Source organism: Pseudomonas brassicacearum, from assembly GCF_003732265.1.
GTDB lineage: Bacteria > Pseudomonadota > Gammaproteobacteria > Pseudomonadales > Pseudomonadaceae > Aquipseudomonas > Aquipseudomonas brassicacearum_D.
The window spans coordinates 118167-133871 of sequence record NZ_MOBK01000003.1 but is presented as its reverse complement, the minus strand read 5'-3'; the positions used below and the strand labels follow the sequence as shown (position 1 = coordinate 133871).

The following is a 15705-nucleotide window of genomic DNA, read 5'->3' as shown; positions in this document are numbered from 1 at the left end:
GTCTCAACCGAGGCGCGCATTCTACAGCAGCCTCTGTTGCTGTCAAGCGGTTATTTTCAGAAGTTTTCAAAGTTTCGCTTGGAAATCTTTAACAACTTCAACCACTTGCGCTTCCGATCACTCGGTAGCGGGAGGCGAATTCTACAGCGTTACACGCTGCTGTCAACACCTCTTTTTCAACTCCCTTTCGGGCTTCGATGACCTGAAGCCGCTCACTGCCGAAAACTGCGTAACTCTTTGTTTACCAAGGAGTTTTCCGTTTCGACTGCGCCGGAAGTGGGGAGAATTATAGACATCCAGAATCTGCCGTCAAGCACTGTTTGCAGCTTTACTCGGTTTTCAACGTAATGCGCGCAAATGCCTTCTTACCAGCCTGGCAAACGTGTGTCGCACCCAGTACGTATATAAAGGTGCGATCAACCACCTCACCATCTATACGCACACCGCCAGCATTCAACAGGTCGCGCGCCACTGCCGCGTTCTTTACCAACCCTGCCTTATTAAGAACAGCCGCAATCGGCATATCTTCAGCAGCAGTCAATTCGATCTCAGGCAGATCATCCGGCAGCTCGCCTTCTTTCATGCGATTGCCTGCTCCACGGTGAGCATTGGCCGCCGCCTCCTCACCATGGAAACGCGCAACGATCTCTTCAGCCAGCTTGATCTTGATGTCCCGTGGGTTCGCACCAGACTCGACGTCGGCACGGAATGCATTGATCTCTTCCATGGAGCGGAAGCTAAGCAACTCGAAGTAACGCCACATCAGCGCATCCGGAATGGAAACCAGCTTGCTGTACATCACACCCGGCGCTTCCTGGATACCGACGTAGTTGCCCAGGGACTTGGACATCTTCTTCACGCCATCCAGGCCTTCGAGCAGCGGCATGGTCAGAATGCACTGCGGCTCTTGACCGTATCCGCGCTGAAGCTCGCGCCCCATCAACAGGTTGAACTTCTGATCGGTACCGCCTAACTCGATATCTGCGCGCAGCGCGACCGAGTCATAACCTTGAACCAGCGGATAGAGGAACTCATGAATGGCGATGGGCTGATTGGTGGTATAGCGCTTATCGAAATCGTCGCGCTCGAGCATGCGCGCAACTGTGTACTGCGAAGTCAGGCGAATGAAGTCGGCCGGCCCCATCTGGTCCATCCAGGTGGAGTTGAACGCAACTTCGGTTTTAGCCGGATCAAGAATCTTGAAGACCTGGGTCTTATAGGTCTCGGCATTCTCAAGAACCTGCTCACGGGTAAGCGGCGGACGTGTCGCGCTCTTCCCGCTCGGATCACCAATCATCCCGGTGAAATCACCAATAAGGAAGATCACCTGATGCCCCAGCTCCTGGAACTGGCGCAGCTTATTAATAAGCACGGTATGACCCAGGTGCAAATCCGGCGCAGTCGGATCGAAGCCAGCCTTAATACGTAGCGGTTGGCCACGCTTGAGCTTCTCGATCAGCTCGGACTCGACCAACAGTTCTTCCGCACCACGTTTAATCAGCGCTAGCTGTTCTTCAACCGACTTCATAACAGACCCGCAAGGCTCGAATTCAAAGGGGACCAACCATACAAGATCACGCGTCAAATACAAAGTTTGGCCGGCGCAATGACGCCAATCCGCCGGCAGAGAGTCTGCGGACTTGCTTCAGAGATGATTTGGTTATATTTTATACAGTTATTTCATCTTCATCATGTCATTCATCTTTTCCAATTCATCTTTTTTCAAAGTCAAAAAATCACTTATGACCAAAGAATCGTCTAAAGCGCCACCGCTTTACCCGAAGACCCACCTGCTCGCAGCAAGTGGCATCGCCGCTCTGCTGAGCCTGGCGCTTCTGGTATTCCCTTCCAGCGATGTTGAAGCCAAAAAGACCACCCTGAGTCTTGAACTGGAAACCCCTGCTGAACAACTATCACAAGAACAAGACGCTGCCGAGGCCGCTCAAGCCACAAATGAACCAGTAGCCTCCCCTTTCGCGCAGATCGAAAACGCCGCCGAAGAACCGCAGGAAACCGCTCAGGCCGCGCCTGTGGTCGAAGAAAAGAAGGCTCCAAACCACAGGGAAGTGATCGTCTCCAAAGGCGATACGCTCTCCACCCTGTTTGAGAAAGTCGGCCTCCCGGCCGCTTCGGTCCATGAAATCCTGGCCAGCGACAAGCAAGCCAAGCAGTTCAGCCAGCTTAAACATGGGCAGAAACTCGAATTCGAACTGAACCCTGCAGGTCAACTGACCAACCTGCACAGCAAGATCAGCGACGTCGAAAGCATTACCCTGACCAAGAATGACAAGGGTTATGCATTCAACCGCATCACCGCCAAGCCCACCGTGCGTTCCGCCTACGTTCATGGCGTGATCAACAGTTCGTTGTCGCAATCCGCCGCTCGCGCCGGCCTGTCCCACAGCTTGACCATGGACATGGCCAGCGTGTTTGGCTACGACGTCGACTTCGCCCAGGATATCCGCCAGGGTGACGAGTTCGATGTGATCTACGAGCAGAAAGTCGTCAACGGCAAGGCTGTCGGCAACGGCCCGATCCTTTCCGCACGCTTCACCAACCGCGGCAAGACCTACACCGCTGTGCGTTACATCAACAAACAAGGCAACAGCAGCTACTACACGGCTGACGGTAACAGCATGCGCAAAGCGTTCATCCGCACCCCGGTTGACTTCGCCCGCATCAGTTCGAAATTCTCCATGGGCCGCAAGCACCCGATCCTGAACAAGATTCGCGCCCACAAAGGCGTTGACTATGCAGCACCACGTGGCACGCCAATCAAGGCTGCCGGCGACGGTAAAGTATTGTTGGCCGGTCGCCGCGGCGGCTATGGCAACACCGTGATCATCCAGCACGGTTCTACCTACACCACGCTGTATGGCCACATGCAAGGCTTCGCCAAAGGCGTTAAGACCGGCGGCACGGTTAAACAGGGCCAGGTGATCGGCTTCATCGGCACCACCGGGCTCTCCACCGGCCCGCACTTGCACTACGAATTCCAGGTCAATGGCGTTCACGTCGACCCGCTGGGCCAAAAGCTGCCAATGGCCGATCCGATCGCCAAGGCTGAACGCTCGCGCTTCCTTGCGCAAAGCCAACCGCTGATGGCGCGCATGGATCAAGAGAAGGCCACCCTGCTGGCTTCGAGCAAGCGCTAAGCCATGACGCTCTATATCGGTGTGATGTCCGGAACCAGTCTCGATGGCCTGGACATCGCGCTGGTTGATCTCTCCCCGGCGATCAAGCTGATCGCCACACACTACATCCCCATGCCGGAATCCCTGCGCACCGAGCTGCTTGGCTTATGCGCCAGTGGTCCGGACGAGATTGCCCGCTCTGCCATCGCCCAACAAAACTGGGTAAAACTGGCAGCTCAGGGCATTCACTCCCTGCTTGATCAACAAAACCTGAAGCCCGTAGACATTCGCGCGATTGGCAGCCACGGCCAGACCATTCGCCACGAACCGGCGCGCGGCTTTACCGTGCAGATCGGCAACCCTGCCCTGCTGACCGAGCTGACCGGCATCGCCGTAGTCAGTGACTTCCGCAGTCGCGATGTGGCCGCAGGCGGGCAAGGAGCTCCGCTGGTTCCAGCCTTCCACGAAGCCTTGTTTGATGAAAGCGCAGGTAGTCGCGCAGTCTTGAATGTGGGCGGGTTCAGCAACCTCAGCCTGATCGAACCCGGTCAACCCGTTGCGGGTTTCGACTGCGGTCCAGGCAACGTTTTGCTGGATGCCTGGATTCACCAGCAGCGCGGCGACAACTTCGATCGTGACGGTCAATGGGCCGCCAGCGGCGACGTCGAGCCGGATCTGCTGAATGAACTGCTCAGCGATCCCTTCTTCGTGACCAAAGGCCCCAAAAGCACCGGCCGCGAAGTGTTCAACCTGCCTTGGCTGACGCAACACCTGTCGAAACTGCCGACATTCGCTGCCGAAAACGTACAAGCGACCTTGCTCGAACTCACCGCACTGACCATCGTTGAGTCACTGCAACACGCCCAGTTGAACACTCAAGAACTGCTGGTCTGCGGCGGCGGCGCGCACAACGCCACGCTGATGAAGCGCTTGGCCAGCTTACTGCCGAATACGCAAGTCAGCAGCACCGCCACTCACGGTGTAGACCCCGACTGGGTTGAAGCCATGGCCTTCGCCTGGCTGGCCCATTGCTGCCTCGAAGGCATCGCCGCCAACCGCCCAAGTGTCACCGGCGCCCGCGGCCTGCGCGTACTCGGCGCGATCTACCCCGCTTAAACCCAAGACAGCAAAACGCCGCATAACCCATAAGGTTCTGCGGCGTTTTACAGTGTGCTGAAGGTGCGATCAGATCGAGAACGAAGAGCCGCAGCCACAGGTAGTGCTGGCGTTCGGGTTCTTGATCACGAAGCGCGAACCTTCCAGACCTTCCTGATAGTCCACCTCGGCGCCTGCCAGGTACTGGAAGCTCATCGGGTCCACGACCAGGCTCACGCCTTCGCGCTCGACGATGGTGTCGTCATCGGCCACTTCTTCATCGAAGGTGAAGCCGTACTGAAAACCTGAACAACCGCCGCCCGTAACGAATACGCGCAGCTTCAAGCGATCATTCCCCTCTTCATCGACCAGGCTCTTCACCTTGTGCGCGGCACCGTGGGTGAATTGCAAAGCCGTGGGGGTGAAGGATTCGACGCTCATGCTGACTATCTCCCGGCGTTACGCCGCCATAATGCGTGATGACGCGCATTATCCGCTTCTCCTAGAAAATCGGTCAACTATTGTTACGGTATATCAATCAAGCAAACTGTCCGACCAGAATGCAATAAGGCCCATCCAATGGGCCTTATTGCTGTCCGCGATTGCGCCTTACGGCAGCATGCCCGCGTGAGACAAGCCGAAGCGCTCATCCAGGCCGAACAGGATGTTCATGTTCTGCACCGCCTGACCCGACGCGCCTTTGACCAGGTTGTCGATCACCGACAACACCACCACCAGATCGCCATCCTGCGGACGATGCACGGCAATACGGCACACATTGGCACCGCGCACGCTGCGGGTTTCCGGGTGGCTGCCGGTTGGCATTACATCGACGAACGGTTCGTTGGCGTAGCGCTTTTCAAACAATGCTTGCAGATCGACCGAGCGATCCACGACGGTCGCGTAAAGCGTCGAGTGAATACCGCGAATCATTGGCGTCAGGTGCGGAACGAACGTTAGGCCGACGTCCTTGCCTGCTGCGCGACGCAGCCCCTGGCGGATTTCCGGCAAGTGACGGTGCCCTTTGACCGAATAGGCCTTCATGCTTTCCGACGTCTCGGAGTACAGCGATCCTACAGAGGCGCCACGACCGGCACCGCTGACACCGGATTTGCAGTCAGCGATCAAGCGAGTGGTATCCGCCAGGCCCGCTTCGAGCAGCGGCAGGAAACCCAGTTGCGTAGCGGTCGGGTAGCAACCCGGCACGGCGATCAGGCGAGCATCCTTGATTTGCTCACGATTGACTTCCGGCAAGCCGTAAACGGCCTCTTCCAGCAGTTCCGGGGCGCCGTGCGGCTGGCCGTACCACTTGGCCCACTCAACAGGGTCCTGCAGACGGAAGTCCGCCGACAGGTCGATGACCTTGGTCCCGGCAGCCAGCAGTTCGCCGGCCAACGCATGGGCAACACCGTGAGGCGTGGCAAAGAACACCACGTCGCAAGCACCCAGCGTCTTGATGTCCGGAACACTGAACGCCAGGCCGTCGTAGTGGCCTCGCAGGTTCGGGTACATGTCGGCCACGGCCAGGCCAGCCTCGGATCGAGAAGTGATTACTACCACTTCAGCTTGCGGATGCTGTGCCAACAGACGCAGCAGTTCGACACCGGTGTAACCCGTGCCGCCGACGATACCGACCTTGACCATAAACCTGCCCTCAACGAACCCACTGGAAAGCCGTCGATAATAGGGCCCGTATCGTCCTGCGACAACCGGCAAGGTGACGTGCGGCCGCTCAAGCCTCTACTATCCGGGCTACCGTGAACCTGGGAATAACTAAAAATGCTCTATCTGTGGCTCAAAGCGTTTCACATCATCAGCATGGTCTGCTGGTTTGCCGGCCTGTTCTACCTGCCGCGTCTGTTCGTCTACCACGCACAAAGTGAAGACGCGGTCAGCAAGGAACGCTTCAGCGTCATGGAGCGCAAGTTGTACCGAGGCATCATGGGCCCCGCGATGATCGCCACCCTGATCTTCGGCATTGCGCTGATCGCCCTCAATCCGGGTATCTTCAGTCAAGGCGCGTGGATTCACGCCAAACTGACCCTGGTGGTCATCCTCATCGGCTACCACCACATGTGCGGCGCGCAGGTGAAGCGCTTTGCCCGTGGCGAAAATACCCGCAGCCATGTCTTTTATCGCTGGTTCAATGAAGTCCCGGTTCTGATATTGCTGGCTATCGTAATTCTGGTCGTCGTTCGGCCGTTCTAACTTCAATGCGCACCACTCACCGGGGTACTTCCAATGTCGCTGCCCGCTCTGCTCGAACAACGTTTGCGCCTGCCAGTCGTGGCTGCGCCGATGTTCCTGATTTCCAATCCGCAATTGGTGCTCGCCTGCTGCCGTAATGGCGTGGTGGGCAGCTTCCCCGCGCTCAACCAGCGAGAGAGCAGCGGGTTCAAGGCCTGGCTGGAAGAGATCGAGGCAGGCCTGGCGACACTGGAGAACCCGGCCCCTTATGCGGTCAACCTGATCGTCCACAACAGCAACCCACGCCTGCAAGCGGACCTGGCGATCTGCATCGAGCACAAAGTGCCGATTGTGATTACCAGCCTCGGCGCGGTGAAAGAAGTGGTCGACGCCGTGCACAGCTACGGCGGCCTGGTGTTCCACGACGTGACGACTCGCCGCCATGCGGAAAAAGCTGCTGAGGCCGGTGTGGACGGTTTGATCGCCGTGGCCGCGGGCGCCGGTGGCCACGCAGGCACCTGGAGTCCGTTCTCGCTGATCGCCGAAATTCGTCAGTTTTTCGACAAGACCCTGCTGCTGGCCGGCTGCCTGAACCATGGCCACGAGATTCTCGCCGCACAATTGCTTGGTGCGGATTTGGCCTACTTCGGTACGCGATTTATCGGCACCACTGAAAGTCATGCGCCTGACGCTTACAAAGAGATGTTGCTGACTTCCAGGGCGGCGGACATCGTCCATACTCCAGCGGTGTCCGGTATACCGGCGAGTTTCATGCGCCAAAGCCTCGAAGCCGCCGGTTTCGACATGGCGGCCTTGCAAAACAAGGGTGAGGTCAACTTCGGTTCCAAACTGAAACCGGTCAGCGATGAAGCCAAGGCCTGGAAAACCGTGTGGTCGGCGGGTCAGGGCGTCGGGGAAATCGATGACTTGCCGAGTGTCGATCAATTGGTCGCACGGCTGGACACGGAATACCGCAAGGCGCTGGAGTTGGCGGCACAGCTGCCAAAACGCTGGCCGCGCTGAGAGGAAAGTTTTGGCCAGCCCAACCCGGCTGGCCTTACACTCTGTCGCTGTAACACTTTCTAACTCAACACTCGCGACAAGGATGCCTCGCAATGAGCGAAAACCGTTTCAAGATCCTGTTCGACGGCGCTCTGCTGCCAGGCGTCGACCTCACGACCGCCAAGCAGAATCTCGCCGCGCTGTACAAAAGCGAAGTCGCTGCGGTTGAACGGCTGTTCACTGGCAAGACCGTCACGCTTAAACAAGATTTGTCGCACGCCGACGCACAAATCTACCTGCAGGCGCTGACGAAAACCGGCATCAATGCACGGATCGAAAGCGAATCGTCCATCGAACTGAACCTGGCCGACGCGCACGAACACGTTCCCGCCAGGCCCCAGCCTGTCTTTGCCGAACCGGCCTCCCCCTACGCTCCGCCTCAGGCCAGCGTCGGCGAAAGCCTGCCGGCGTTCGCCACACTCAAGCCGTTCAGTGTCGAAGGTCGCATCGGGCGCTTGCGTTATCTGGCGTGGACGATGGCCCTGACCCTGGTCTTGATCCCCGTCGTTTCGGTCCTGGCCATCCTGGCGTTCGCCATCATCAGTGCCGATTCGACGGCAGGCTTGATCATCGGTGGTCTGGTTGCATTCATCCTGTTCATCGCGATCGCGGTCGTCAGCATTCAGTTCAGTGTTCAGCGCTTGCACGACATTGGCTGGTCCGGCTGGCTCTGGCTATTGAACCTCGTCCCGTTCGTGGGCAGCTTCTTCCCGCTCGTGATCATGGTCGTCCCCGGCACCAACATCGCCAATCGCTACGGCCCGCCACCTCCGCCCAATACCACCGCGGTCAAAGTGCTCTCTTCGTTGTGGGTCGTGTTTATCGTCATTGTCTTCCTTGGAGCGCTGGCCGGCGGTTTCACTGCGATTCAGGAAGAGTACGAAAGCACCACGACAAGCAGCTACGACAGCGGCTCGGTGACTACCGAAGACGTTGAAGTCGAACCGGCCGAAGCAGCCGAACCTGCACCGGATTCTGCAGACGATGAAGCCGAAGAAGCCCCGGCCCCTGTAGACTCTGCGAAAGAATAAACAGCGCTCCCCGCCCGTGACACCTGCGTCGCGGCGCGGAGCTGTTGCGATGGAGAACTGCATGACCCGTTACGCTCTGATCACTGGCGCTTCCAGCGGCATCGGCCTGGCGATGGCCGAAGCGCTGGCCCGCCGTGGCCGCAGCCTGATTCTGGTGGCCCGACAGCGTGATCAGCTGGAAAGTATTGCGATTGAACTGACTCAACGTTTTGGCGTGGAAGTACTGTTCCGTGCCTGTGACCTGGGCGAGCCGCTACGGCTGTCGGGGTTTCTGCTGGAACTGGAGGAAGGCGACCGACAGATCGATTTGCTGGTCAACTGCGCCGGCATGGGCACCTGCGGTCCCTTTCTCGCTCAAGACTGGATGACAGAACAGGACCTGATCGAAGTGAACATCCTGGCCCTCACCCGCCTCTGCCACGCCATCGGAAACTCCATGGCCTTGCAGGGTGGCGGGCAGATCCTCAATGTGGCCTCGGTCGCCGCGTTCCTTCCCGGCCCGTGGATGAGTACCTATTACGCGAGCAAGGCCTACGTGCTGCATTTTTCCGAGGGCTTGCGCGTCGAACTGAAGAAATGCGCAGTCAAGGTCTCGGTGCTGTGCCCCGGCCCGACGCGCACCGGTTTCTTCCGTACCGCGCAATTGGACACCGGCAAACTGATCGACAGCAAAATGCTCATGAGCCCTGAAGAAGTGGCGCTCTACACGGTACGAGCCCTGGAGAAAAATCGCGCAATCATCATCCCGGGCCGACGCAACCGCTGGCGCGCCTTTCTGCCACGGCTCGGCTCGCGCTGGTTGAATCGGACAATCGCCGGCATGGTCAACAAGGTTTACTGCCCACGCTGAATGGTCCTACGGCAAAACCATGGGTACACTCAAGCCAGCCAAAACAACGGAGAAAACAGCTGTGGATACTCTGTTCACCAAGATCATCAACCGGGAAATCCCGGCCAAGATCATTTACGAGGACGACCAGGTACTGGCCTTCCACGATATCGCCCCACAGGCACCGGTGCATTTTCTGGTGATCCCGAAGAAACCCGTGCGTACCCTTAACGATCTCTCCGAGGACGACAAGGCTCTGGCCGGGCATATTCTGTTCACCGCACAGCGTCTGGCACTGGAACTGGGTTGCGAAAAAGGTTTCCGCGTTGTCATGAACTGCAATGAAGAAGGTGGGCAGACTGTCTATCACATTCATATGCACGTGTTGGGTCAGCGTCAGATGCACTGGCCGCCGGGCTGATTGCCGGTTGTTCCAGGGGAGTGGCCAGCCACTCCCGCATGACCCAACTCAAACCTTCCCCGGCCGATTGGGTTAAACTGGCCGCCGAGATTTTTCCCGGAGGTCAGCATGACTACCCAACGTCACTACTCGCCGATTGACCGTCTTCTGCTGCAAGCCGATGCCGCCATGCGCACCCTGCTGCCCTTCAGTGGCCAGCCTTACCGCCCGTCGCCCGCCATCGTCCAGCCTGATGCAAAATTGAGCGACGAGGACACCCGGCACGTTGCCGGCCTGATGCGCATCAACCATACCGGTGAAGTCTGCGCCCAGGCGTTGTATCAAGGGCAAGCCCTGACCGCCAAGCTCCCGCATGTGCGCGCGGCCATGGAGCATGCTGCCGAAGAAGAAATCGACCATCTGGTCTGGTGCGAGCAACGCATTCATCAGTTGGGCAGCCATACCAGCATTCTTAACCCGCTGTTCTACGGCATGTCGTTCGGGATTGGCGCAGTGGCCGGGTTGATCAGCGACAAAGTCAGCCTCGGTTTCGTTGCCGCCACTGAACATCAAGTGTGCAAGCACTTGAATGAACACCTCGACCAATTGCCGGCGGAGGACGAAAAGTCCCGGGCGATTCTTGAGCAGATGCGTATTGATGAAGAACATCACGCTGAAAGTGCGCTGGATGCCGGGGGGTTCCGTTTTCCGGCGCCGGTGAAGTTCGGAATGAGTCTGTTGGCCAAGGTGATGACCAAGAGTACTTATCGGATCTGATAGATGCGCTGCCGGACAGGACCCTTTCGCGAGCAGGCTCGCTCCCACAAGGGCTCTTTGTTTGAGACATAAAAAAGGCGACTGCCGTGACGGAGTCGCCTTTTTTGTGTTCGAAAAATCTTACGCCATGTTCCGCGCGTAGAAGATTTCGAGCATTTCGTGTTTCACGCGCTCGGTCACCTGGGCACGTTGCTCAGAGGACAGGCTGCTGGTGGCGTCGCCGAACAGGTAGTTATCCAGTTCGAAGTTCTTCAGCAGCATTTTGGTGTGGAACAGGTTTTCCTGGTACACGTTCACGTCGGTCATCTGGTACGCGTCGCGGGTGTCGTCGGACAGGTAGTTCTGGATCGAATTGATCTCGTGGTCGATGAAGTGCTTTTTGCCTTCAACGTCACGGGTGAAGCCGCGCACACGATAATCCACGGTCACGATGTCCGAATCGAACTGGTGAATCAGGAAGTTGAGTGCTTTCAACGGTGAAATGACACCACAGGTCGACACATCAATGTCCACACGGAACGTTGCAATACCGTCCACCGGATGGATTTCCGGATAGGTGTGCACCGTGATGTGGCTCTTGTCGAGGTGGGCCAGGATAATTTCCGGCAGCGGGCCCGGGGACTCTTCGATCTGGCTGTCGGTCGGGGTTACCGGCTCTTCAGAGATCAGAATCGTGACGCTGGCGCCCTGTGGTTCGTAGTCCTGACTGGCAATGTTCAGGATGTTGGCACCAATGATATCGACAACTTCCGTGAGGATCTGCGTCAGGCGTTTCGCGTTGTACTCTTTATTGATGTACTCAACGTAAGCCTGTTGGTCTTGCGGGGTTTCCGCGTAGCAGATGTCATAGATGTTGAAGCTCAAGGTCTTTGTCAGGTTATTGAACCCGTGGAGCTTGAGTTTGCTTTTCACCGTTAAAAACTCTCTATGTATTGCGGCCCGGCCGCGTGATCAAGCATGCCCGTCAAATGCGAACAACGCACCTGCGTAGGACGGTTAACACCTCTTCGCGATGGCGATTTTGGTTGTCAGTTCGGGCGCGCGGCCTGTCGGTTGACGGACCACTACCCTGAAAAAAGTGGCGCATTATGCAGACGTCAGCTTGGGTTCGCCAGAGTCTGCACCGCTTTTATGATAGTTGAATGTCGGCTCAACCGAGTTCGATGATCTCGTAGTCGTGGGTAATCGCCACGCCAGCTGCGCCGAGCATGATCGAGGCCGAGCAATACTTCTCCGCCGACAGCTCGATGGCGCGCTTGACCTGGGCCTCTTTCAGCCCGCGGCCCTTGACCACGAAGTGCATGTGAATCTTGGTGAAGACCTTCGGGTCCTCGGTCGCACGCTCGGCCTCGAGGAAGGCTTCGCAGCTTTCAACGGCCTGACGGGACTTCTTGAGGATGCTGACCACGTCGAAATTGCTGCAACCGCCGACACCCAGCAGGAGCATTTCCATCGGCCGGACACCCAGGTTGCGACCACCGGCATCGGGCGGACCGTCCATGACCACGACGTGACCGCTGCCGGATTCACCGAGGAACATGGCTTCGCCAGCCCATTGGATGCGTGCCTTCATCGCCAAGACTCCACTGTCTAAAAAAGGGTCGCCAGCTTAGCACAGGGCCCTTGATTGACGGTGCCTCGCCTTCCTAGGACGCAAGCCTCTGCGCTGTAGGTAAATTCTCAAATATTGCAGGAAGTGTCTGTTAAGCTGACGCCAATTCGCTGGCGCATAGCCAGCTTTGCTTTGGCCGTTGTCGGCACCCCATAAGAAAATCAAACACACACCGTGACGTTTTTTCGGGATACAACCATGGTTGCTATTACCCCAATACCCAAAATCAAAAACCTCGACAAGCTGTTGATGCATTGCCAACGCCGTCGCTATGCGGCCAAGAGCAACATCATTTGTGCGGGCGATCGCTCGGAAACCCTGTTCTTCATCATCAAAGGCTCGGTCACGATCCTGATCGAGGATGACGATGGTCGTGAAATGATCATCGCCTACCTGAACGCCGGGGATTTTTTCGGTGAGTTAGGCCTGTTCGAACAGGCTGGCCTGGAACAGGCGCGCAGTGCCTGGGTGCGCGCCAAGATCGAATGCGAAGTCGCGGAAATCAGCTACGCGAAATTCCGCGAGCTTTCCCAGCAAGATCCGGACATTCTTTACGTCCTCAGCGGACAAATCGCACAGCGCCTGCGCAACACCACACGCAAGGTCGGTGACCTGGCGTTCTTCGACGTGACCGGTCGCGTTGCTCGTTGCCTGCTGGAATTGTGCAAGCAGCCGGACGCCATGACCCACCCGGACGGCATGCAGATCAAAGTGACCCGTCAGGAGATCGGCCGGATTGTCGGTTGTTCGCGTGAGATGGTCGGTCGCGTGCTCAAGGATCTGGAAGAGCGCAACCTGGTGGACGTCAAAGGCAAGACCATGGTGGTCTTCGGTACGCGCTAAGCCTTGAACATGTCTGCCAGCAATTGGCGATAAAGCGCGTCGAGCCGCCCGAGCGCATCGGGCGCGGCGAACTTCTCATGCAGGGCGATGTGGCTTTCGGCGCGAACCCGCTGCTCCAGGCCGCAGGCTTCATTGAAACGATTGACCGCCGCAACCATCGATTCCCGCTCGTTATCCAGCAACAACGCACCGTGCACCAATCCGACCGGACGCGTGCCGCCCTTGCTCTGGCGCCAGCGCTGAGCAGTGCCGACCATCTTGCGGCCGTCGAGGTTGACGTTAAAACGGCCATCGCAGAACGCACCTTCGATTTCGCCGAGGGACGACACACCGCCCAGTTCATCCAGCAACTGGCAGATCGGATCGCAGAGTCGGTGATAAGCGGTTTCGATGCGGTTTTGGTCGCCTTCGCTGCGTGGCGGTGCATAGACCAATGCGATGTTGATAGTGGATGCCGATTGCGGCACGGGCTCACCGCCGGTTTCACGCAACAGCACGGGCCAGCCGGCAGCGGCCGAGACTTCGCAGGCTGCTTCGAAGCCGGGTAGACGATTCAGGCGTCGGGGCATGACCAGGGCGCGGTCATTGGGTTGCCAGAACAGCAAGCCGAATTCCGAATCTCCGGTGCAGACCGACGCAAGCAGATCCTGTTCGGCTTGCAAGCCGGCTTCGATTGTCAGATTGGTCGGCTGGGTCATTGAATACTCCGCAAGGCTTGAGATCTTTGGAAAATTTGAGGGCCTCTTCGCGAGCAAGCCCGCTCCCACATTTAATCTGCGCTCACTGGATGAACGCGGACTAATGTGGGAGCGGGCTTGCTCGCGAAGGGCGCACCACGGTTTTCCTGTCGGAAATCAGTCGAGTGTAGAACCACTCACCGCGCGCTCCGGAAAGAACAGCCGCTGCAACTCGGTCCCCGGGCTTTCGGCACGCATGAACGCCTCGCCCACCAGGAACGCATACACGTCGCTGATTTCCATCAGCTCGACATCGGCACGGTTGAGGATGCCGCTTTCGGTAATCACCAGGCGATCACGAGGGATGCGCGGCAACAGGTCGAGGGTGGTTTCGAGGCTGACATCAAACGTGTGCAGGTTGCGGTTGTTGATGCCGACCAGCGGAGTGTCGAGGGTTTTCAAGGCCCGCTCCAGTTCGTCGCCGTCGTGAACTTCCACCAGCACATCGAGGCCGACACCTTTTGCCACGGCAGCCAGTTCGGCCATTTTCACGTCATCCAGCGCGGAGACGATCAACAACACGCAATCGGCGCCCAACGCACGGGCTTCGACGATCTGGTAAGGATCGATCATGAAATCCTTGCGGATCACCGGCAGTTTGCACGCCGCCCGGGCTTGTTGCAGATACGCATCAGCACCCTGGAAGTAATCGATATCGGTCAGCACCGACAAACACGTCGCACCGCCCTTCTCGTAGCTCTTGGCGATGTCGGCGGGAACGAAGTTCTCGCGGATCACGCCCTTGCTCGGCGAAGCTTTCTTGATTTCGGCAATCACCGCTGGCTGCTTGAGCTTGGCCTGGGCCAACAATGCCTGGGCAAAACCACGGGGAGCATCGGCCGCCTTGGCCAGACTTTCCAGCTCGGCCAGGCTCACACGAGCGCTACGCTCGGCGACTTCCTGGACTTTGCGCGCCAGAATGTTTTCCAGAACCGTCGGTACACTCATCCCTCATTCTCCACTTTGAATACCGCGGTAAATGCACCCAACTCCTCCAGTTTCTCGCGAGCGAGGCCTGTGTGCAGCGCATCGTGCGCCAGGGCAACGCCTTCTTTCAAACTGGTGGCATGGTCGGCGGCGTACAACGCGGCACCGGCATTGAGCATAATCATTTCGGCGGCTTTCTGACCGCTTTCGGTTTTGCGTTTGCCCAAGGCATCGCGAATCAATTCCAGCGAAGCCGCCGGGCTTTCTACGGCCAGGCCATGCAGGCTCTGGCTCTTCATGCCCAGGTCTTCGGGCTCGACCCAATATTCGCTGATCTGGTCGTTCTTCAATTCCGCCACGAAGGTCGGCGCGGCCAGGCTGAATTCGTCCAGGCCATCCTTCGAATGCACCACCAGCACGTGCTTGCTGCCCAATCGCTGCAGGACTTCGGCCAATGGCCGGCACAGCGCCTGGTTGAACACGCCCACCACCTGATGCTTCACGCCGGCCGGATTCGTAAGCGGGCCGAGCATGTTGAACAAGGTACGCAGGCCAAGCTCTTTGCGCGGACCGGCCGCGTACTTCATGGCACTGTGGTGAGTCTGGGCAAACATGAAACCGATGCCGACGTTATCGATGCAACGGGCCACTTGAACCGGCGTCAGGTTCAAGTAGATACCCGCCGCCTCCAGCAGGTCGGCACTGCCGCTTTTCCCCGACACCGCACGGTTACCGTGTTTGGCTACGGTGCAACCGGCCGCTGCAACGACGAAGGATGAAGCGGTCGACACATTGAAAATATTGGCACCGTCACCGCCGGTGCCGACCACGTCGACCACGCCGTCGAGGGTCTTGAGTTCGACCTTGTCCGCCAGCTCGCGCATGACCGACACGGCGCCGACGATTTCGTCGATGCTTTCGCTCTTCATGCGCATGGCCATCATGAATGCGCCGATCTGCGCATCCGTGCATTGGCCGGTCATGATTTCGCGCATCACATCGCGCATCTCATCGGTGCTGAGGTCGAGGTGATCGACGATACGGCCCAAGGCTGTCTTGATATTCATGAAA

At 58.1% G+C, this 15705-nt stretch carries 17 protein-coding genes; 9 read left to right on the top strand and 8 right to left on the bottom strand.

Features of this window, described 5'->3' with window-relative positions; translation table 11 throughout:
- Positions 1–328: 328 nt before the first annotated feature.
- Positions 329–1528 (bottom strand): tyrosine--tRNA ligase, encoded by a 1200-nt coding sequence (gene tyrS / locus BK660_RS09645; RefSeq protein ID WP_123433123.1) that lies wholly within the window; start codon positions 1526–1528, stop codon positions 329–331.
- A 214-nt stretch (positions 1529–1742) separates the two neighbouring features.
- Here tyrS and BK660_RS09640 point away from each other — a divergent pair, with 214 nt between their 5' ends.
- Positions 1743–3155, top strand: a complete 1413-nt coding sequence (locus BK660_RS09640) for a peptidoglycan DD-metalloendopeptidase family protein (RefSeq protein ID WP_123433122.1) — start codon at positions 1743–1745, stop codon at positions 3153–3155.
- A gap of 3 nt (positions 3156–3158) precedes the next feature.
- Complete coding sequence (locus tag BK660_RS09635; protein ID WP_123433121.1) at positions 3159–4250, top strand: anhydro-N-acetylmuramic acid kinase; 1092 nt, start codon at positions 3159–3161, stop codon at positions 4248–4250.
- A 69-nt stretch (positions 4251–4319) separates the two neighbouring features.
- Here BK660_RS09635 and erpA read toward each other — a convergent pair whose 3' ends face one another.
- A complete protein-coding gene (erpA, locus tag BK660_RS09630) occupies positions 4320–4670 on the bottom strand; it encodes an iron-sulfur cluster insertion protein ErpA (protein WP_007947969.1) in 351 nt (116 codons plus the stop codon).
- A gap of 168 nt (positions 4671–4838) precedes the next feature.
- Entirely contained in the window at positions 4839–5873 is a 1035-nt protein-coding gene (argC, locus tag BK660_RS09620; RefSeq protein WP_123433119.1) for an N-acetyl-gamma-glutamyl-phosphate reductase, read from the bottom strand.
- A gap of 135 nt (positions 5874–6008) precedes the next feature.
- Here argC and hemJ point away from each other — a divergent pair, with 135 nt between their 5' ends.
- The 6 genes from hemJ to coq7 all read left to right on the top strand — a co-directional run bounded on the left by hemJ (position 6009) and on the right by coq7 (position 10515).
- Positions 6009–6437 carry a protoporphyrinogen oxidase HemJ gene (gene hemJ / locus BK660_RS09615; RefSeq protein ID WP_123433118.1) on the top strand — a complete coding sequence of 143 codons (429 nt, stop codon included), beginning with the start codon at positions 6009–6011 and terminating at the stop codon, positions 6435–6437.
- Positions 6438–6470: 33 nt separating this feature from the next.
- Positions 6471–7439 (top strand): NAD(P)H-dependent flavin oxidoreductase, encoded by a 969-nt coding sequence (locus BK660_RS09610; RefSeq protein ID WP_123433117.1) that lies wholly within the window; start codon positions 6471–6473, stop codon positions 7437–7439.
- 92 nt (positions 7440–7531) lie between these two features.
- On the top strand, positions 7532–8509 hold the full coding sequence (locus BK660_RS09605) for a DUF805 domain-containing protein (protein WP_123433116.1): 978 nt from the start codon (positions 7532–7534) through the stop codon (positions 8507–8509).
- 61 nt (positions 8510–8570) lie between these two features.
- Positions 8571–9359, top strand: coding sequence for an SDR family NAD(P)-dependent oxidoreductase (locus BK660_RS09600; protein WP_123433115.1), 789 nt, complete (start codon positions 8571–8573; stop codon positions 9357–9359).
- A 61-nt stretch (positions 9360–9420) separates the two neighbouring features.
- Complete coding sequence (locus BK660_RS09595; protein ID WP_123433114.1) at positions 9421–9759, top strand: histidine triad nucleotide-binding protein; 339 nt, start codon at positions 9421–9423, stop codon at positions 9757–9759.
- 108 nt (positions 9760–9867) lie between these two features.
- Positions 9868–10515, top strand: a complete 648-nt coding sequence (gene coq7 / locus BK660_RS09590) for a 2-polyprenyl-3-methyl-6-methoxy-1,4-benzoquinone monooxygenase (protein ID WP_123433113.1) — start codon at positions 9868–9870, stop codon at positions 10513–10515.
- A 120-nt stretch (positions 10516–10635) separates the two neighbouring features.
- Here the strand turns inward: coq7 and speD are convergent, their stop codons facing one another.
- Positions 10636–11427, bottom strand: coding sequence for an adenosylmethionine decarboxylase (gene speD / locus BK660_RS09585; protein ID WP_123433112.1), 792 nt, complete (start codon positions 11425–11427; stop codon positions 10636–10638).
- A 238-nt stretch (positions 11428–11665) separates the two neighbouring features.
- Entirely contained in the window at positions 11666–12088 is a 423-nt protein-coding gene (locus BK660_RS09580; RefSeq protein ID WP_007941657.1) for an OsmC family protein, read from the bottom strand.
- 237 nt (positions 12089–12325) lie between these two features.
- Here BK660_RS09580 and crp point away from each other — a divergent pair, with 237 nt between their 5' ends.
- Positions 12326–12970, top strand: coding sequence for a cAMP-activated global transcriptional regulator CRP (crp, locus tag BK660_RS09575; protein ID WP_027926750.1), 645 nt, complete (start codon positions 12326–12328; stop codon positions 12968–12970).
- Here the strand turns inward: crp and BK660_RS09570 are convergent.
- The 3 genes from BK660_RS09570 to trpD form a co-directional block, all read right to left on the bottom strand.
- The gene (locus BK660_RS09570; protein ID WP_123433111.1) at positions 12967–13668 is read right to left on the bottom strand and encodes a lipoate--protein ligase family protein; all 702 of its coding nucleotides are present in this window, start codon (positions 13666–13668) and stop codon (positions 12967–12969) included. The two genes, crp and BK660_RS09570, sit on opposite strands and share 4 nt — an antisense overlap.
- Positions 13669–13824: 156 nt before the next feature.
- Positions 13825–14655, bottom strand: coding sequence for an indole-3-glycerol phosphate synthase TrpC (gene trpC, locus BK660_RS09565; protein ID WP_123433110.1), 831 nt, complete (start codon positions 14653–14655; stop codon positions 13825–13827).
- Complete coding sequence (gene trpD, locus BK660_RS09560) at positions 14652–15701, bottom strand: anthranilate phosphoribosyltransferase (protein ID WP_123433109.1); 1050 nt, start codon at positions 15699–15701, stop codon at positions 14652–14654. The genes trpC and trpD overlap by 4 nt, the downstream gene beginning before the upstream one ends.
- Positions 15702–15705: the final 4 nt, after the last annotated feature.